The sequence below is a fragment of the Enterobacter sp. RCC_40 genome, from assembly GCF_041360735.1.
Lineage (GTDB): Bacteria > Pseudomonadota > Gammaproteobacteria > Enterobacterales > Enterobacteriaceae > Enterobacter > Enterobacter ludwigii.
On the sequence record NZ_JBFUPR010000006.1, the window covers coordinates 1 to 19,621 of the forward strand.

The window sequence follows — 19,621 nt, forward strand, 5'->3', positions numbered from 1 at the left end:
CAGAAGTGAAACGCCGTAGCGCCGATGGTAGTGTGGGGTCTCCCCATGTGAGAGTAGGGAACTGCCAGGCATCAAATAAGTGAAGAGGCCATCCGAAAGGATGGCCTTTTTGCGTTTTTATCCCTTCCTCGTTTCTCTAAACTAATCACCTATCCCCCCGTATATACGGTAAACTATCCCGGTTTTTGTCTCAGGATAGCGTCTATGAATCACTCCCTTAAGCCCTGGAATACCTTTGGCATTCAACGTAATGCTAATAAAATTGTACGTGCCGATACTGCACAGCAGCTGCTGGATGCCTGGCAAAGCGCAACAGAACAAGACGAACCTGTACTGATTCTGGGCGAAGGAAGTAATGTCCTGTTTCTCGATGATTTTGCGGGAACGGTGATCGTTAACCGCATCATGGGAATTGATGTGGAAGAGCGCGCCGATAGCTGGCATCTGCACGTTGGCGCCGGTGAAAACTGGCATCATCTGGTGCAATACACCCTGGACAAAGGGATGCCAGGACTGGAAAACCTTGCCCTTATCCCTGGCTGCGCCGGATCATCCCCCATTCAAAATATCGGTGCCTATGGCATCGAACTGAAACACGTTTGTGAATACGTAGATTGTATTGAGCTGTCGACCGGCGCGGCTCAGCGTTTAACCGCTGAACAGTGCCGTTTTGGCTACCGTGACAGTATTTTCAAGCATGAATATCAGGATCGCTACGTGATTGTCGCCGTAGGCCTGCGTCTGTCAAAAAACTGGCAGCCGGTGCTGACCTACGGTGATTTAACGCGTCTCGATCCCGAAACGGCGACTGCCCGTGACGTCTTTGACTCGGTTTGCCATATGCGCATGACCAAACTTCCTGATCCTAAAGTGAATGGAAATGCGGGAAGCTTCTTCAAAAACCCGGTTATCAGCAGCGAAAACGCACAAGCGTTTCTTGCTGGTTGGCCTGCCGCCCCCCATTACCCACAGGCGGATGGTAGCGTGAAGCTGGCCGCGGGCTGGCTTATCGATCAATGCCAGTTAAAAGGCGCCTCCGTGGGCGGTGCGGCCGTTCATCGCCAGCAGGCTCTGGTGCTGATTAATCAAAACGATGCGACCAGCGAGGATGTTGTCCGGTTGGCCCATCACGTCCGTCAGCAAGTGGGCGAAAAATTTAACGTCTGGCTGGAGCCAGAGGTCCGCTTCATTGGCCGTACGGGTGAAGTGAATGCCGTGGAGGTTATCGCGTGAAGGACAATACTATCCCTTTAACCCTGATAAGCATTCTTGCCGACGGTGAATTCCATTCCGGCGAGCAGCTGGGTGAACACCTGGGCATGAGCCGTGCCGCCATTAACAAGCATATCCAGACCCTCCGCGACTGGGGTGTCGATGTCTTTACGGTACCCGGAAAAGGCTACAGCCTGCCGGAGCCGATTCAGCTGCTGAATGAAGAGCTGATCCGCAGCCAGGTAGAGCATGGCAATGTTGCGGTCTTGCCGGTGATCGATTCGACCAACCAGTACCTTATGGATCGACTCAGCGAATTATCCTCCGGGGATGCCTGTGTAGCCGAGTACCAGCAGGCCGGGCGTGGCCGTCGAGGCCGCAAGTGGTTTTCGCCATTTGGTGCCAACCTCTATCTCTCCATGTACTGGCGTCTGGAGCAGGGTCCCGCTGCTGCTGTTGGCCTGAGTCTGGTCATCGGGATTGTGATGGCGGAAGTGCTGCACGATCTGGGTGCTGATAAGGTGCGGGTGAAATGGCCAAACGATCTTTATCTGAACGATCGTAAACTTGCCGGTATTCTCGTTGAATTAACGGGTAAAACAGGCGACGCGGCGCAAATTGTCATTGGTGCAGGTCTCAATATGGTGATGCGCAATGTACAAAATGACGTGGTGAATCAGGCGTGGACCAACCTGCAGGAAGCGGGGATCACCATTGATCGCAACACCCTTGCCGTGCGTATGATTAAAGAATTACGCAGTTCGCTTTCGCTCTTTGAACAAGAGGGGCTGGCATCCTTCCTGTCCCGTTGGGAAAAGCTGGATAACTTTATTAACCGTCCGGTGAAATTGCTGATTGGTGATAAAGAGATCTACGGTATTTCCCGCGGCATCGACGCACAGGGCGCGTTGCTCCTGGAGCAGGATGGCGTGATCAAACCCTGGGTGGGCGGTGAGATTTCACTGCGCAGCGCGGAATAACCCATTATGCGAAAACCCGCATGCGCCGCTCTGGCCGTCATGATGAGTTTACTGTTCTCCCCCCTCTCTCAGGCGGGCCAGGCCTGGGAGAGTTACAAAGCACGCTTCTTTACGCCGGAAGGGCGGATTGTCGATACTGGCAACGGCAATGTTTCGCATACTGAAGGCCAGGGCTTCGCCATGCTGATGGCGGTGGCTAACGACGATAAAGCCACGTTCGATAAGCTCTGGAAATGGACTGACGGTACGCTGAAGAACAAAGAAAATGGTCTGTTTTACTGGCGTTATAACCCTGCCGAGTCCAACCCGATTGCTGACAAAAATAACGCCGCCGATGGCGATGTCCTGATTGCCTGGGCGCTGTTGAAAGCGGATTCGCGCTGGCATGACAAACAGTACAGCACCGCATCGGATGCGATAACGAAAGCACTCATTAGCCACACCGTGACCCGTTATGCGGGTTACCGCGTGATGCTGCCCGGCGTCCAGGGGTTTACCCTCGACGGTGAGATCGTGCTTAACCCCTCTTATTTCGTCTTCCCGGCCTGGCAGGCCTTTGCCAGCCGCAGCCATTCGCCGGTCTGGGGCAAGTTGATTCAGGATGGCCATCGATTGCTGGCAAAAATGGGATCGGGTAAAGCCAGACTGCCCACGGACTGGGTCTCACTGGGCTCTACGGGCACGCTGTCCCCGGCCAAAGCCTGGCCGCCACGGATGAGCTACGACGCGATCCGCATTCCACTTTACCTGGCCTGGTCCGATAAGAAGAGCCCGCTGTTAACGCCGTGGCGAGCCTGGTTCGGTCAGTTCCCCCGCGAACAAACTCCCGCATGGGTAAACGTGACGACCAATGAATATGCGCCTTACATGATGGAAGGGGGGCTGCTGGCAGTACGTGATTTAACGATGGGACAGCCATCCGGAGAACCCGAGATCACTGCAAAGGATGATTACTACTCCGCAAGCCTGAAAATGCTTGTATGGCTTGCTGAGCAGCCATAACGGAACGGGTGAGCCCTCTCCCCTGGGGGGAGAGGGAAATGCGGTTTACTGCGGATAAGGTACCCAGTCTCCACCGTTCAGGCGAACGTACGGTTTGTTCTGATACTGAATCACAACCGCGTTCGCGTTCTCAGAGACTTCGGCAGTTTGCGGCAGGTTACTGGTGAGCTGATCCCAGTTCACGCTGTCTTCCACAAACAGTTTGCCGTCAACCGCGCGGGCAACCAGTTCTGAAATGGCCAGATAGCTGGTTGGCTGAGCGATCTCAATCGGTGCGCCCTGATGAGGTGCCTTCATACCAAAGAATTTAATGCCTGCCGGTACGTTGGTAATAGACGGGCTAGGGATATCACGCAGACCTGACACCTGCATTCTGTCGCCTTTCAGCGCGGCGCCGTGTTCAGGTACCACAACCACCATCACTTTACGGCCCGATTTATCCAGCTCCGTAAAGAATGCGTCCAGTTCATCGAAGAATTTCTGCGCACGAACTTTATAATCGGCCGTTTTGCTCACGCCAGGGAAGTGGTTACCATCGTGAAGCGGCAGCGTGTTGTAGAACGTTGCACTGCGCGGATTACTGTCTTTTTCGATGGTCTTCAGCCAGCGTTGCAGCACGGCGGTATCGTCATAAACAGGTGAACCGTCAAAGCCCAGCAGAGTGACCGGCAGTCCGGTTTGATCCATCAGCTGTGCCTGCATACCACCCTGTTCGCGCACCTCTTTCAGGAAGTTACCGAACTGGCCGTTATGTCCCAGCATCAGATGCTGCGTGAAGCCCAGTTTTGAGAGGTTATCGAACAGATAACACTGGTTGCCGGCGGGTTGATACAGGTTCTTATGCGATGTCTGACCGCAGCTTGCGCGAAGCAGGCGAATTGCTGCCGGGCCGCTGTACGAGGTGGCAGAGTTAAAGTCTTTAAACTGGATATCGAAATGGGACCACAGCGGGTGAGACATCAAACCCGCGGCATCGACGTCAGCCCAGGAGAGGGAACAGATGTTGATCACCAGCAGCTCAAACGGCTGAGCATCCGCCGGCAGGGCTTCCGGGAATTTGGTCTGACGTTTATCTTCCGCGGTATAGAAGCTGGAGAGCCAGGCGTTCAGGTTAGTGGACGTCGGCGGTGCGGTCTGCGTCGGGATATCGCCGACCACAGGCGTATCACCTGCCGTCGTGACGGTTGCCGCTGCACTTCCCCCGGTAGTGGTCACCGTGGTCGTGGGTTGACCCGCGGGCCACAGGGAGAAGTCTGGACCTGCAAGCGTTAGCACGTTCAGCCAGATCATAATGGCGACGACAAATACCGTGACGCGGATCCATTGTGACAGGAACAGCCAGGCCACCAGCAGCACAAAGACGGCACCTATCATTTGCCAGTTAATAAAGCGCTCGGTCAGGTCAAGGACATAGCTGGCGCTAAACCCTGCCACCTGCGAACCCTGACTCATAATGCTGTCCGGTCCCGGCAGCCAGGTGTCATGCCAGAACAGAGCAAAGCCGACAGGGATAGCAATCCAGTGACGCAAGCGATGCAGCCTGATATTGGGCAAAGGCATCAGCAGGAAAGCCATAAACACCAGGTTGAGCAGGGGATGGAAATTCAGATAGCCTGCCCACAGCAGACCAAACTTCACCAGAAAGTAGAAGTTCCAGCCGGAAAGGCCGCGCCAGTATTGCCAGAGCGGCGATGGTGACGAAGCGGTATAGGTAGAATTAGTCATGTTTTCGGTCTGCCTTGACGTGTGATGCCCGTGTCAGTGTTCCGGCTGGTTTTACATAGCGAGGTTTTACAAACAGCACTCTGGCCGTATCGCGGATACGGCGTATGGAATGGCGTGCATAGTAGCCAAGCGGGAAAAAGATCAGCGCACAGAATACGACCAGTTGAATGATATCGCTGATATTCATGATGGTGCGTTCTCCCCATTCTCAGTTAACAGGCGAAGGGGTTCCGGTATTCGCCGCCAGACGTGTCCGTCATGTCGGGCGTTGAGAATCGGTTTGTCATCGCTCTTCACGGTGAGCGGTTTCGCCCATTGTTCAGGCTCGAGGGCGCGCATCTGCACCAGCTCTGCACTGATAGAATTATCTTCGAACCAGATCATACGGTTCGAGAAAATATCCCCGGTTGGCAGGGGGAAGATATGGTTAAGGGCGGTATCAAGATCGTTTATCCGGCAGAAAGACAAGAACAGCACCAGGCGGTTGTCGCCGATGGTCATAATGTCTCCTGTGCGGTTCGGACGGCATAACGTGAGCGCCTGTTCAACGCGGATACCCGGTACCGGGCGCAGGGCAACCATCACCCCTTTCCCGTCTGCAGGAAGCAGCGTGTTGCTCATCATGTTGCCGACGGCGTCGCAGAAGGTATCCCATTTCTGGTATCCGCGCAGCTTCATCGGCTGCGTCATGGAGAGCAGGGTGGAGATATCTTCCGGTACGTGACGGTTGAACTGCTGACCCTGAACGCTTTCGAGAAGCGTCAGGCAGCGTGATAACGGCGCATTCCACGGAATGACCATATTGGCACCGCAGCCCAGAAGCAGGCGCTCATCCGTGGCGCGAAGGCTGGTGTTATTTTCGCGCACCACTATTTTTAAGGCGCTTCCGCGCTGGCGACGTAAGGTATGGATCTGTCGCGCCAGCGTTTCAATCTGGTTATTTTGCATGAGCGAAAAAACAATGGTTGCCGCCTGGGTTGTGCGAGCTTCATTAAAAAGCGCTTCGTTAGAATCAAACAACGACCAATTTTCCGAGAGCGCAGGTGCCCCCTCTAAAACGGCAATATGGCTCAGGATTCGTTTTTCATCGCTGCGCGGTTGCACCACGGTTTCTTCCTGCTGCGCCAGGTGCCATTCGCCCTCAATATGTTTAAGGGTGAGCTGTTGTCTGGCGCTTACGCCTTTTTCATTACACCAGAACGCAATATCGTAGAGATAGCTGTCTGCCTGGTTCCGAAGACTCGCCAGACCAAACAGGGAGCGATATTCGCCCATTAAAAGGGAAAACAGTTTGTCGTTATTACTGCCAGGATTGACTATCAATAGCGTGCAATTTTGAAATTTTGCCCATTTATTGATTTTTTCCAGCCAGGGCAGTAGTTTTTCAGCAGGGATATTTTGCAGGGCGTTATTTGAGCATTTCAGAATCACCAGATAGTGATCCGGATCAATAGAGCACTGAATGTCGCGGGACAAAAAGTATAGACTATCGGCCTCCGCAGGCATGGAAAATAATCGCACCGTCTGCGGACCGCGATCGTTTTCAAGGGTGATAATTTTCTTTGGCTCTTCGCCCATGCTCACGACGGCCACGCGGGAATCCTTGCCCTGAGCGGCAATTGTCTTGTTTACCAGACTGATAGCATCTTCATTACGATCCGTATTAATCCACCAGACTCCTCCGACTGGCATGTGGCTCAATTCGTCCCATAATGACTGGATGCCAATAGAAAATATGGAGTCCACGGTGTCCCTCTTTTCGTTTAATTTCTCTGTATCTCAGTTTACTAGCGAAAGCGTAGAAATAAACCTAACATTGAAATTAAAGAACATCAGATTTAGCATGTAAATGAAATTTGATAGGGCAGGAAGCCTCGCTACTTCTGATTGTGCGATTTTACTCAAAGGGATGGAATAGAATGGATAATAACGAACCCGGCACCCCAGTCGACTCAACCCTGGGTTACACATTCCAGAACGACTTTCTGGCGCTGACGCAGGCGTTTTCATTACCTGAAATAGATTACACCGACATTTCCCAGCGGGAACAGTTGGCCGCGGCTATTAAACGTTGGCCGCTATTAGCTGAATTTGCCCAACAACAATAAGGGAGCCATTGATGGCCATACTAGGATTACAGGGCGTCCGTGGTGGAGTAGGTACAACATCCGTTACCGCGGCGCTGGCGTGGTCATTACAGCTTTTAGGTGAATCGGTATTGGTGATTGACGCCTGTGCCGATAATTTGCTGCGCATGTCGTTTAATGTCGACTTTACGCGTACAGAGGGTTGGGCTCGCGCGCTGCTTGATGATAAAGACTGGCGCGATGCGGGTATGCGTTATACCTCGCAGCTTGATTTACTGCCCTTTGGCCAATTGACCACTACCGAGCGTGAAAATGAAGCTGCCTATCAGCGTCTGTTTTCCCAGTTCACCGTCGCGCTGCAGGAGCTGAAAGAAAAAGGCCATTATAAGTGGATCCTTCTGGATCTGCCGCACGGCGCCGGCACGCTGACCCGACAGCTTATGGCGCAGTGCGATCGCGTGCTGTCGATTGTGAACGTCGACGCGAATTGCCATATCCGTCTGCATCAGCAAGGGTTGCCTGAAAATGGTCATATCCTGATTAATGATTTACGCATTGGCAGCCAGATCCAGGACGATCTGTATCAGGTTTGGCTGCAAAGCCAGCGCCGTCTGCTGCCGATTGTTATCCATCGTGATGAGGGCATGGCGGAATGCCTTGCCTCCAAACAGCCACTCGGTGAATACCGCAGCGATTCCCTGGCGGCAGAAGAGATCCTGACGCTGGCGAACTGGTGTCTGCTGCACTTTGCCAAAGGGGCAGAGCCTGCAGGGAGTTCTGTATGAGCCGTCTCGCCAGCTGGTTACTCATCCCGCCGGTCAGTTCGCGTTTGAGCGAACATTACCGGCATTTTCGCCGGCACGGAGCTTCGGCATTCAGCGCCGCGCTCGGCTGCTTCTGGATGATTCTGGCCTGGACGTTCATTCCCCTCGAACACCCGCGCTGGCAGCGCATTCGTGCGCAGCACAGTGAGTTATATCCGCATATTCATCCCGACCGCCCGCGACCGTTGGATCCGGCGCGTTATATCATTCAGGCTGTCTGGCTGGTGGCCACGTCGTCCCGCTCAGAAAACAAAGCGCCGCGCTGGCGCAGCTTCTCCCGCGTGCAACATTTACGTGAGCGCTATCACCAGTGGCTGGACAGTTTGCCTGACCGTGTGGGTGACAAGACCAGCCATCTGGATAACCATAAAGAGCTCGGGCATCTGCACCCGGGCTTGCGGCGTTTTATACTCGGCGTAATCGTCGTTTTCTCGCTCATTCTGGCCCTGGTCTGTATTACGCAGCCCTTTAACCCTCTGGCGCAGTTCACCTTCCTGATCCTGCTGTGGGGCGTGGCATTGCTGGTGCGCCGTATCCCGGGACGCTTCTCCGCCCTGATGCTGATTGTGCTGTCACTGACCGTCTCCTGTCGCTACATCTGGTGGCGTTACACCTCAACGCTCAACTGGGATGACCCGGTCAGCCTGGTGTGCGGTCTGGTTCTGCTGTTTGCGGAAACGTACGCCTGGGTTGTACTGGTGCTGGGGTATTTCCAGGTCATCTGGCCGCTCAACCGTCAGCCGGTTCCGCTGCCAAAAGACACGTCACAATGGCCGTCTGTCGATCTCTTCGTGCCGACCTACAACGAAGACCTGAGCGTGGTAAAAAACACGATTTACGCCGCGCTGGGTATCGACTGGCCGAAAGATAAACTCAAAATCTGGGTCCTGGATGACGGCGGCCGCCCGGCGTTCCGCCAGTTCGCGGAAGAGGTGGGTGTCGAGTACATCGCCCGTACCACGCATGAACACGCCAAGGCCGGGAACATCAACAACGCCCTCAAGTATGCCAAAGGTGAGTTTGTCTCAATCTTTGACTGCGACCACGTGCCGACGCGCTCGTTCCTGCAGATGACGATGGGCTGGTTCCTGAAGGAGAAAGAGCTGGCGATGATGCAGACGCCGCACCACTTCTTCTCGCCAGATCCATTTGAACGTAACCTTGGCCGTTTCCGTAAAACCCCTAACGAAGGCACGCTGTTCTATGGCCTGGTGCAGGACGGGAACGACATGTGGGATGCGACCTTCTTCTGCGGTTCCTGTGCGGTTATTCGTCGTAAACCGCTGGATGAGATCGGTGGCATTGCCGTCGAAACGGTCACCGAAGATGCGCATACCTCGCTGCGCCTGCACCGTCGGGGCTACACCTCCGCGTATATGCGTATTCCGCAGGCCGCGGGTCTGGCAACGGAATCTCTCTCGGCGCACATCGGCCAGCGTATTCGCTGGGCGCGCGGCATGGTGCAGATTTTCCGTCTCGATAACCCCCTGATTGGGAAAGGGCTGAAACTCGCGCAGCGTCTGTGCTACGTCAACGCCATGTTCCACTTCCTGTCCGGTATCCCGCGCCTCATCTTCCTGACCGCGCCGCTGGCATTCCTGCTTCTTCACGCCTATATCATCTACGCGCCTGCGCTGATGATTGCGCTGTTTGTTCTGCCGCACATGATCCACGCGAGCCTGACGAACTCGAAGATTCAGGGTAAATACCGCCATTCGTTCTGGAGTGAAATCTACGAAACGGTGCTGGCCTGGTACATCGCGCCGCCGACGATGGTGGCACTGATCAACCCGCACAAAGGTAAATTCAACGTCACCGCGAAGGGCGGTCTGGTGGAAGAGGAGTATGTCGACTGGGTCATCTCCCGGCCGTACATCTTCCTGGTGTTGCTGAATATCGTGGGCGTGATTGCCGGTATCTGGCGCTACTTCTACGGCCCGGAAAACGAGATCCTGACCGTGTTCGTGAGCATGGCATGGGTGTTCTACAACCTGATTATCCTCGGCGGCGCGGTTGCGGTGTCGGTGGAGAGCAAACAGGTCCGCCGTGCGCATCGCGTGGAAATCTGCATGCCTGCGGCAATCGCCCGTGAAGATGGTCACCTCTTCTCCTGTACCGTGCACGACTTCTCAGACGGTGGTCTGGGGATAAAAATCAACGGTCAGGCGAAGGTGCTGGAAGGGCAGAAGGTTAACCTGCTGCTGAAGCGCGGCCAGCAGGAGTACGTCTTCCCGACGCAGGTGGTGCGTGTAGCCGGTAATGAAGTCGGTCTGCAGCTGATGCCGCTGACGAAAAAGCAACATATTGATTTTGTGCAGTGTACGTTTGCCCGCGCGGACACGTGGGCTCTCTGGCAGGACAGCTTCCCGGAAGATAAACCTCTGGAAAGCCTGCTGGATATTCTGAAGCTGGGGTTCCGTGGCTATCGTCACCTTGCAGAATTTGCCCCGTCGTCGGTGAAATTAATTTTCCGGTCCCTTACTTCGCTGGTTTCCTGGATCGTATCGTTCGTTCCTCGTCGTCCCGAGCGGGATGAGGCGAAGCAGGCGGACCCGGTTATGGCTCAACAATGATGATAACGCGATGAAAACTAAACTTTCCTGGTTATGTGCAGTGGCAATGGGGGTAAGTGCGCTCCCCACAACGATGGCTAACGCAGCACCCGATAACGCAGCGGCAACGCCTGCTCCGACGGTACCTGTGGTCGCCCAGGCGACCGATCCGGTTATCACCGCGGCACCCGGTCAAACGGAAAACGTCATTCCGAACCAGCCTACGGACGGCAACACCCTGCCGGCAGACAGCAATGTCGTCGGCCAGGTGATGCCGGGCGTACAGGGAGCAAACGCGCCTATTGTCGCGGAAGATGCCCCGTCACGGGACGTGAAGCTGAGCTTTGCGCAGATTGCGCCGCCGCCGGGCAGCATGGTGCTGCGCGGTATTAACCCTAACGGCGGCATTGAGTTCGGTATGCGCAGCGATGAGGTGGTCTCTCACGCCATGCTGAACCTTGAATACACGCCATCGCCGTCGCTGTTGCCGGTACAGTCTCAGCTGAAGGTTTACCTGAATGATGAGCTGATGGACGTCCTGCCCGTCACAAAAGAGCAACTGGGTAAGAAAACACAGGCCCAGGTGCCGATTAACCCTCTTTTCATCACCGACTTTAACCGCATACGTCTGGAGTTTGTCGGTCACTACCGTGACGTCTGTGAGAACCCTGCCAGCAATACCCTGTGGGTAGACGTAGGACGCAACTCTTCGCTGCAGATGACCTACCAGTCGCTGGCGCTGAAAAACGACCTCTCGTCGTTCCCGGTTCCGTTCTTTGATCCGCGTGATAATCGTCAGTTAGTGCTGCCAATGGTGTTTGCGGCGTCTCCGGACGTCACCGAGCAGCTGGCGGCCACCATTGTGGCATCGTGGTTTGGTTCACGTTCCGGCTGGCGCGGGCAGAACTTCCCGGTGATGTACGACAAAATGCCGGACAGAAACGCGATCGTGTTTGCGACCAACGCGAAACGTCCTGCCTTCCTGCGCGATCACCCGGACGTAAAAGCGCCGACCATTGAGATGATGAGCCACCCGGATAACCCGTACGTGAAGCTGCTGGTGGTCTTCGGGCGTGATGATAAAGACCTGGTGCAGGCGGCCAAGGGCATTGCCCAGGGTAACGTTCTGTTCCGTGGAAACAGCGTGGTGGTGGATGAGGTTAAACCGCTGCTGCCGCGTAAACCTTATGACGCACCAAACTGGGTGCGTACTGACCGTGCCGTCACGTTTGGCGAACTGAAAACGTATGAAGAACAGCTGCAGGCGACGGGGCTTGAGCCAGCCCCAATTAGTCTGTCACTGAATCTGCCGCCAGACCTGTACCTGTTGCGCACCAACGGCATTGATATCAATCTGAGCTACCGTTACACCGCGCCGGCAACCAAAGACAGCTCGCGCATGGATATCAGCCTGAACAACCAGTTCCTGCAATCTTTCAGTCTGACAAGTACGCAGGATACTAACCGACTGATGCTCCGTCTGCCGGTGTTGCAGGGGCTGCTGGACGGGAAAACGGACGTCTCTATTCCGGCGCTGAAGCTTGGGGCGATCAACCAGCTGCGCTTTGATTTCCAGTACATGAACCCGATGCCTGGCGGCTCGGTGGATAACTGCATCACCTTCCAGCAAGTACAGAACCACGTTGTGATTGGTGATGAGTCAACCATCGACTTCTCGAAGTATTATCACTTCCTTGCCATGCCGGACCTGCGTGCATTTGCCAATGCCAGCTTCCCGTTCAGCCGTATGGCCGATCTCTCTGAATCCATTGTCGTCATGCCAAAAGCGCCAAATGAGGGCCAGGTGACGACCCTGCTGGACACCATGGCGTCCGTGGGTGCGCAGACCGGATTACCGGCAATTAACGTCACGTTGACTGACGATGGTAGCCAGATCCAAAACAAAGACGCGGACATCATGGTGATCGGTAACATCCCGGATAAGCTGAAGGATGACAAGCGTATCGATCTGCTGGTCAAAGCAGCGCAGTCCTGGGTTAACACGCCACTGCGTCAGACCGAGTTCCCGAGCATTATGCCGGATATCAACGATCGTCAGGCCAGCGTGCAGACAACCGTTACGTCTCAGGGGCCAATGGCCGCGGTGGTTGGCTTCCAGTCACCTTACAACGAGCAGCGTAGCGTAGTGGCGCTCCTGGCGGACAGCCCGCGTGGGTATGCGTTACTCAACAGCGCGATGAACGACAGCGGCAAACGTGCCGCGATGTTTGGTTCGGTGGCGGTGATCCGCGAGTCTGGGGTCAATAGCCTGCGTGTGGGCGATGTGTACTACGTGGGCCATCTGCCGTGGTTCGAGCGTCTGTGGTATGCGCTGGCTAACCATCCGGTTCTGCTGGCTATCCTGGCCGCCGTCAGCGTGGTGTTGCTGGCGTGGGTGCTGTGGCGTCTGCTGCGTATCATCAGCCGTCGTCGCCTTAACCCGGATGAGTAACAGGTGATGAAAGCGTTTCGCTGGTGTGTGTTAGCAGCGTTGATGCTGGCGGCGATCCCTCTTCGCGCCGCCTGCACCTGGCCTGCCTGGGAGCAGTTTAAAAAGGATTACATCAGTGAGAGCGGGCGTGTCATTGATCCCAGCGACACGCGCAAAATCACCACGTCGGAAGGGCAAAGCTATGCGTTGTTCTTTGCCCTGGCCGCGAACGATCGCAAAGCCTTTGATCAATTGCTGACGTGGACGCGCGACAACCTGGCCGGGGGCAATCTGAACGATAATTTGCCCGCCTGGCTATGGGGTCAGAAAGACCACGACAACTGGGCGATAATCGATACCAACTCCGCCTCGGATGCTGATGTCTGGATTGCCTGGTCACTGCTTGAGGCGGGTCGGCTGTGGAAACATCCGGACTATACCCGCACGGGTAAGGCGCTCCTTAAACGCATTGCCCATGAGGAAGTGGTGAAAGTACCGGGACTCGGCTCCATGCTGCTGCCCGGGAAGGTCGGTTTTGCCGAGGAGAAAGCCTGGCGCTTTAACCCCAGCTATCTTCCCCCGCAGATAGCGAGCTATTTCACGCGCTTTGGTGCCCCGTGGACGACCCTTCGTGAAACCAATCTGCGCTTGTTGCTGGAAACGGCGCCAAAGGGGTTTTCGCCGGACTGGGTGCAGTATCAGAAAAACAGAGGCTGGCATTTGCAGCAGGATAAATCGCTGGTGGGCGGCTACGACGCCATCCGCGTCTACCTCTGGGTCGGAATGATGAGTGACAAAGACGCCCAGAAAGCCCGGTTGCTTACGCGCTTCCGGCCGATGGCGACAATGACAACGAAACACGGTGTACCGCCGGAAAAAGTGGATGTGGCGAGCGGGAAGCCTGCGGGCAAGGGGCCGGTCGGCTTTTCCGCTGCGATGCTGCCTTTTTTACAGCAGCGTGATGTGCAGGCGGTACAGCGCCAGCGCGTTGCAGATAATTTTCCCGATAATAATGCCTATTACAGCTACGTACTGACTCTCTTCGGGCAAGGATGGGATCAGCATCGTTTTCGCTTCACCGCGCAAGGTGAATTAATACCGGACTGGGGCCAGGAATGCGCAACTTCACAGTAAATCTACTCAGTTTATCGCTTGGCCTGGCACTGATGCCGCTGGCTCAGGCCGCTAACTCCCCGCAGCAGCAACAGCTGCTGCAACAGGTGCGGCTGGGTGAATCGACGCAGCGTGAGGATTTGGTTCGTCAGTCGCTCTACCGCCTTGAGCTGATTGACCCGAACAACCCCGACGTCATTGCGGCGCGCTTTCGTTACCTGCTTCGTCAGGGTGATAACGCCGGTGCGCAAAAAGAGCTGGATCGTCTGAAAGGGATCGCGCCGGGCTCCAGTGCGTATCAGTCCTCGCGCAATACGATGCTGCTTTCTACGCCTGAAGGCCGTCAGCAGTTACAGCAGGCCCGGTTACTGGCTACAACGGGTCATACTCAGGAGGCCATTGCGGCCTATGACAAGCTTTTTGACGGTAATCCGCCGGGCGGTGACGTGGCGACGGAATACTGGAATGTTGTGGCGAAAGATCCTGCCCGCCGTAGCGTCGCCATTAACCAGTTGAAGAAAATTAACGCCAGCAGCCCGGGCAATACGCAGCTGCAGGGCACGCTGGCACAGCTGCTGTTCCAGACCGGTCGTCGCGATGAAGGCTTTGCGGTGTTGCAGGAGATGGCCAAATCCAGCAATGGCCGCAGCCAGGCATCTGATATGTGGTATGAGCAGATCAAAGATCAGCCTGTCAGTAACGCCAGCGTCAGCGCGCTGCAAAAATACCTGAGCGTCTTCAGCGACGGCGACAGCGTAGCGGCGGCGCGTACTCAACTTGATACGCAGCAAAAACAGCTCGCCGACCCAACGTTCCGTGCTAAAGCACAAGGGCTGGCGGCGGTGGATGCCGGGCAGGGCGATAAGGCGGTGGCGGATCTGCAAAAAGCGGTCAGCGCAAATCATGCCGACAGCGAAGCCGTGGGCGCGCTTGGACAGGCGTACTCTCAGAAAGGCGATCGCGCCCGTGCGGTGGCGCAGTTTGAAAAGGCGATCGCCCTCGATCCGCAGAGCGATAACCGCGGCAAATGGGACAGTTTGCTGAAAGTTAACCGCTACTGGCTGCTGATCCAGCAGGGTGATACCGCCCTGAAAGCGAACAATACGGCGCAGGCGGAACGTTATTACCAGCAGGCGCGTGCCCTCGACAATACCGACAGTTATGCGGTGCTGGGGCTGGGAGATGCCGCGGCGGCGCGTAAAGACACGGCTGCGGCGGAACGTTATTACCGTCAGGCGCTGCGTATGGACAGCGGTAACAGCAATGCCGTTCGTGGCCTTGCCAATGTTTATCGTGCGCAGTCCCCGGAAAAGGCCGCGCAGTTTATCCAGACGCTCTCTGCCAGCCAGCGCCGAAGCATTGATGACATTGAACGTAGCCTGACCAACGAGCAGCTGTCAGCCCAGGCGGAACAGCTGGAAAACCAGGGCCAATACGCTCAGGCGGCGGAAATTCAGCGTCGTCGTCTGGCACTCTCTCCGGGCGACGTCTGGATAACCTACCGTCTGTCGCGCGATCTCTATAGCGCGGGCCAGCGCAGCCAGGCGGATACCCTGATGCGCCAGCTTGCCAGCCAGAAACCGTCCGATCCGGAACAGGTGTATGCCAGTGGGCTGTATCTCTCCGGAAACGATCAGGACCGGGCCGCGCTCACGCATCTGGAGACGCTTCCGCGCAGCCAGTGGAACGCTAATATTAAGGAGCTTGCCGACCGCCTGCAGAGTAACCAGACGCTGGAAACGGCAAACCGACTGCGCGACAGCGGCAAAGAGCAGGAGGCGGAAAACCTCCTTCGCCAGCAGCCGTCCTCTACCCGTATCGACTTAACCCTTGCGGACTGGGCGCAGCAGCGTGGCGATCTGGAGGCCGCGAAAACGGCTTATAACACCGTGCTGGAGCGTGAACCGCAGAACGAAGATGCGATCCTCGGTCTGACCGAAGTGTATAGCGCCCAGGGCAACAAAGAGGCAGCCCGTGCCGCGCTGGCAAAACTGCCTGCCGCGCAAAACGGAGAGCCGCTGTCGCTCAATATGCAGCGCCGGATCGCGATGGCGCAGGCAGGCCTTGGGGATTCCGCCGCCGCAGAGCAGACGTTCAGCAAGATTATTCCTCAGGCGAAATCACAGCCTGCATCTATGGAAAACGCGCTGGTATTACGTGATGCCGCCCGTTTCCAGACGCAAAATGGTCAGCCTCAGCAGGCACTGGAAACGTATAAAGATGCGATGGTGTCGTCAGGCGTCACGACGACACGTCCGGCTGACAATGACAGCTTTACCCGCCTGACGCGTAACGACGAAAAAGACGACTGGCTGAAACGCGGCGTGCGTAGCGACGCCGGTGATTTGTACCGTCAGCAGGATGTTAACGTCACGCTGCAGCATGATTACTGGGGCTCCAGCGGCACCGGCGGCTATTCCGATCTTAAAGCGCATACCACCATGTTACAGGCGGATGCGCCACTGGCGGATGGCCGTATGTTCCTGCGTAGCGATTTGGTCAATATGGATGCCGGGTCCTTTTCCACCGATAACGGTACCTACGATCCGAAATGGGGCACCTGTTACGAAACGCCGTGTAGCGGCAACACGCATCAGTCAGCAAATGGCGCGAGTATTGCCGTGGGCTGGCAGAATAAAACCTGGGCGTGGGATATTGGGACCACGCCGATGGGCTTTGACGTTGTCGACGTGGTCGGCGGTGTAAGCTACAGCAGCGACCTGGGGCCAATCGGTTACACCGTTAACGCCCATCGTCGCCCGATCTCCAGCTCTCTGCTCGCCTTTGCCGGGCAAAAAGATACCAACACCGGCACCACCTGGGGCGGCGTGCGCGCAACCGGCGGTGGCGCGAGCATCAGTTATGACAAAGGTGAGGCGCACGGCGTCTGGTCGAGCCTGAATGCGGAAACGCTGACGGGTAAAAATGTGGAAGATAACTGGCGCGTCCGCTGGATGACCGGTTACTACTACAAGCTCATCAATAAAAACAATGAGCGTCTGACCGTCGGCGTGAGCAACATGCTCTGGCACTACGATAAAGATCTGAGCGGTTATACCCTGGGTCAGGGCGGTTATTACAGCCCGCAGGAGTATGTCTCCTTCGCGTTGCCTGTCACCTGGCGTAAACGTACCGAGAACTGGTCCTGGGAGCTGGGCGGATCGGTGTCATGGTCTCATTCTAAAACTAACGACGTGATGCGTTATCCCATTCAGGGACTGATTCCGACCGATGAGCCCGGTCGCTACACCGACAGAGGCGAAATGGAAACCGGCAGCAGCTCCTCAGGCACGGGTTATACCGCACGGGCCATTATCGAGCGCCGGGTCACGTCCAACTGGTTTGTGGGCCTCGGTGTGGATATTCAGGAAGCAAAAGATTATACCCCAAGCCACGCACTGCTTTATGTACGCTACTCTGCTGCAGGCTGGCAGGGCGATATGGACTTACCGCCGCAGCCGCTGATCCCTTACGCGGACTGGTAATCGGATTTAACTTAATCCATTTGTAAGTCTCTCTTAAAAGTACAGCAATCGGGTATACTCAGGCGCACCAGGTTTACACCCTGGTGCGCCCTGCGCTTCGAGTTTTGTGGAGAGTCATTTTGCGTGTCAGCCGTTCCTTAACTATCAAACAGATGGCGATGGTTTCTGCCGTCACAATGCTGTTTGTACTCCTTTTTTGCGTAATTTTGCTGTTTCATTCCGTACAGCAGAATCGCTATAACACGGCTTCGCAATTAGAAAGTATTGCCCGCTCGGTGCGTGGCCCGCTCTCTGCCTCTATTTTGAAAGGGGATATTCCCGAAGCGGAAACCATTTTAAAACGCATTCAGCCTGCCGGTGTCGTGAGCCGCGCAGACGTGGTGTTACCCAATCAGTTTCAGGCGCTGCGGATGAGTTTTATCCCCGAGCGCCCGGTCCCCATGATGGTGATGCGGCTGTTTGAACTGCCGGTGCAGATTTCGCTGCCGGTCTATTCGCTTGAGCGTCCCGCGAATCCGCAGCCGTTGGCCTACCTTGTTCTGCAGGCGGACTCGTACCGCATGTACAAGTTCGTCATGAGCTGGGTTGTCACGTTAGTGACCACTTGCTTACTTATGACGCTTATTCTGAGCGTGGCGCTGACCTGGTGTATTAACCGTCTGATTGTGCATCCGCTACGCCGGATTGCCCGGGAGTTGAACACGCTTTCACCGCAGGACCAGGTGGGGCATCAGCTTCCGCTGCCGCGTCTTCATCATGATGACGAGATTGGTATGCTGGTACGCAGCTATAACCTCAACCAGCAGCGGATGCAGCGCCAGCAGGATGAGCTGAACAGCAGCGCCACGCGCTTCCCGGTGTCGGAGCTGCCCAATAAAGCCTTCCTGATGGCGATGCTGGAACAGACTGTTGCCCGCCAGCAAACTACCGCGCTGATGGTGATCGCCTGTGAAACCCTGCAGGACACCGCCGGCGTGCTCAAAGAGAACCAGCGTGAAATGCTGCTCCTGACGCTGGTGGAGAAAGTGAAGTCCGTGCTGGCCCCGCGCATGGTGCTGACCCAGGTCAGCGGGTATGACCTGGTGGTAATTGCCAACGGCGTGAAAGAGCCGTGGCATGCGATCACGTTAGGTCAGCAAGTACTCACTGTCATTAATGAGCGGCTGCCCATTCAGGGCATCCAGCTTCGTCCAAGCGCCAGTATCGGTATTGCGATGTACTACGGTGACTTAACGGCGGAACAGCTTTACCGTCGTGCTTTCTCGGCGGCGTTTACCGCCCGGCGCAAAGGGAAAAATCAGATCCAGTTCTTCGACCCGGAACAGATGGAAAGGGCGCAGCAGCGCCTGACGGAAGAGAGCGACATTTTGACCGCGCTGGATAACCGTCAGTTTGCCCTCTGGCTCCAGCCGCAGGTGAATTTGCTGACGGGCGAGGTGATCAGCGCGGAAGCGCTGCTGCGCGTGCAGCAGCCGGATGGTTCATGGGAATTGCCGGAAGGGCTCATTGAGCGCATTGAATCCTGTGGCCTGATGGTCACCGTCGGTTACTGGGTGCTGGAGGAGTCGTGCCGACAGCTTGCTGCCTGGCAGGAACGAGGCGTGACGCTCCCGCTGTCGGTCAACTTGTCCGCCCTGCAGCTAATGCATCCGACCATGGTGTCTGAGATGCTGGAGCTGATCCATCGTTACCGGATCAAGCCTGATACGCTGACGCTGGAAGTCACGGAAAGCCGGCGTATTGACGATCCTAATGAGGCGGTCGCGATTCTGAAACCGCTGCGTAATGCCGGTATACGCATCGCGCTGGACGATTTCGGTATGGGTTATGCCGGGCTGCGTCAGCTCCAGCATATGAAAACCCTGCCGGTGGATGTGCTGAAAATCGACAAAGCCTTTGTTGAAGGGTTGCCGGAAGACAGCAGCATGGTCCAGGCCATTATCCAGCTGGCCCGCAGCCTGAAACTGCAGCTGATTGCCGAAGGGATTGAGACAGACGCGCAGCGCACCTGGCTGGCTGAAGCGGGCGTGGAGGGCGGACAGGGCTTCCTGTTTGCACCGGCTGTTCCGTCGGATGTCTTTGAACAACGCTACCTTTCCGGTGGGGACAATAGCGCAAACGTGTAATTTTGTTGCTGGCTTGTGCGAGCCAGCTCAAAGTTCTTAACATTTGTGTTTCAAATTTGAACTGGGTTTATTTCTGTCCTGTTA

13 protein-coding genes are annotated in these 19,621 nt (G+C 56.0%); 10 read left to right on the top strand and 3 right to left on the bottom strand.

What is annotated here, in order from left to right; all coding sequences use genetic code 11:
- Nucleotides 1-204: 204 nt before the first annotated feature.
- The 3 genes from murB to AB6731_RS18190 are packed head-to-tail and all read left to right on the top strand — an operon-like array spanning nucleotide 205 to nucleotide 3,194.
- Nucleotides 205-1,233, top strand: coding sequence for a UDP-N-acetylmuramate dehydrogenase (murB, locus tag AB6731_RS18180; protein ID WP_371006635.1), 1,029 nt, complete (start codon nucleotides 205-207; stop codon nucleotides 1,231-1,233).
- The gene (gene birA, locus AB6731_RS18185) at nucleotides 1,230-2,192 is read left to right on the top strand and encodes a bifunctional biotin--[acetyl-CoA-carboxylase] ligase/biotin operon repressor BirA (RefSeq protein WP_032680102.1); all 963 of its coding nucleotides are present in this window, start codon (nucleotides 1,230-1,232) and stop codon (nucleotides 2,190-2,192) included. The genes murB and birA overlap by 4 nt, the downstream gene beginning before the upstream one ends.
- A 6-nt stretch (nucleotides 2,193-2,198) precedes the next feature.
- The gene (locus AB6731_RS18190) at nucleotides 2,199-3,194 is read left to right on the top strand and encodes a glycosyl hydrolase family 8 (protein ID WP_078774786.1); all 996 of its coding nucleotides are present in this window, start codon (nucleotides 2,199-2,201) and stop codon (nucleotides 3,192-3,194) included.
- Between the two features lie 45 nt (nucleotides 3,195-3,239).
- Here AB6731_RS18190 and bcsG read toward each other — a convergent pair whose 3' ends face one another.
- The 3 genes from bcsG to bcsE are packed head-to-tail and all read right to left on the bottom strand — an operon-like array spanning nucleotide 3,240 to nucleotide 6,665.
- On the bottom strand, nucleotides 3,240-4,919 hold the full coding sequence (gene bcsG, locus AB6731_RS18195; protein WP_020884479.1) for a cellulose biosynthesis protein BcsG: 1,680 nt from the start codon (nucleotides 4,917-4,919) through the stop codon (nucleotides 3,240-3,242).
- Complete coding sequence (bcsF, locus tag AB6731_RS18200) at nucleotides 4,912-5,109, bottom strand: cellulose biosynthesis protein BcsF (protein ID WP_025202797.1); 198 nt, start codon at nucleotides 5,107-5,109, stop codon at nucleotides 4,912-4,914. Before bcsF ends, bcsG begins: the two co-directional genes overlap by 8 nt.
- A complete protein-coding gene (bcsE, locus tag AB6731_RS18205; RefSeq protein WP_371006636.1) occupies nucleotides 5,103-6,665 on the bottom strand; it encodes a cellulose biosynthesis c-di-GMP-binding protein BcsE in 1,563 nt (520 codons plus the stop codon). The genes bcsF and bcsE overlap by 7 nt, the downstream gene beginning before the upstream one ends.
- 173 nt (nucleotides 6,666-6,838) lie before the next feature.
- Here bcsE and bcsR point away from each other — a divergent pair, with 173 nt between their 5' ends.
- From bcsR to hmsP, 7 genes are all read left to right on the top strand, one after another.
- Nucleotides 6,839-7,027 carry a cellulose biosynthesis protein BcsR gene (gene bcsR, locus AB6731_RS18210; RefSeq protein WP_020884481.1) on the top strand — a complete coding sequence of 63 codons (189 nt, stop codon included), beginning with the start codon at nucleotides 6,839-6,841 and terminating at the stop codon, nucleotides 7,025-7,027.
- Nucleotides 7,028-7,038: 11 nt separating this feature from the next.
- The gene (gene bcsQ / locus AB6731_RS18215; protein WP_020884482.1) at nucleotides 7,039-7,791 is read left to right on the top strand and encodes a cellulose biosynthesis protein BcsQ; all 753 of its coding nucleotides are present in this window, start codon (nucleotides 7,039-7,041) and stop codon (nucleotides 7,789-7,791) included.
- Nucleotides 7,788-10,403 (top strand): UDP-forming cellulose synthase catalytic subunit, encoded by a 2,616-nt coding sequence (bcsA, locus tag AB6731_RS18220; protein ID WP_025202799.1) that lies wholly within the window; start codon nucleotides 7,788-7,790, stop codon nucleotides 10,401-10,403. The genes bcsQ and bcsA overlap by 4 nt, the downstream gene beginning before the upstream one ends.
- Before the next feature lie 10 nt (nucleotides 10,404-10,413).
- On the top strand, nucleotides 10,414-12,834 hold the full coding sequence (bcsB, locus tag AB6731_RS18225) for a cellulose biosynthesis cyclic di-GMP-binding regulatory protein BcsB (protein WP_041162902.1): 2,421 nt from the start codon (nucleotides 10,414-10,416) through the stop codon (nucleotides 12,832-12,834).
- Nucleotides 12,835-12,840: 6 nt separating this feature from the next.
- The gene (gene bcsZ, locus AB6731_RS18230; protein ID WP_371006672.1) at nucleotides 12,841-13,947 is read left to right on the top strand and encodes a cellulose synthase complex periplasmic endoglucanase BcsZ; all 1,107 of its coding nucleotides are present in this window, start codon (nucleotides 12,841-12,843) and stop codon (nucleotides 13,945-13,947) included.
- Complete coding sequence (gene bcsC / locus AB6731_RS18235) at nucleotides 13,929-17,411, top strand: cellulose synthase complex outer membrane protein BcsC (RefSeq protein WP_371006637.1); 3,483 nt, start codon at nucleotides 13,929-13,931, stop codon at nucleotides 17,409-17,411. Before bcsZ ends, bcsC begins: the two co-directional genes overlap by 19 nt.
- A gap of 119 nt (nucleotides 17,412-17,530) precedes the next feature.
- A complete protein-coding gene (gene hmsP / locus AB6731_RS18240; protein ID WP_025202803.1) occupies nucleotides 17,531-19,537 on the top strand; it encodes a biofilm formation regulator HmsP in 2,007 nt (668 codons plus the stop codon).
- Nucleotides 19,538-19,621 lie beyond the last annotated feature (84 nt).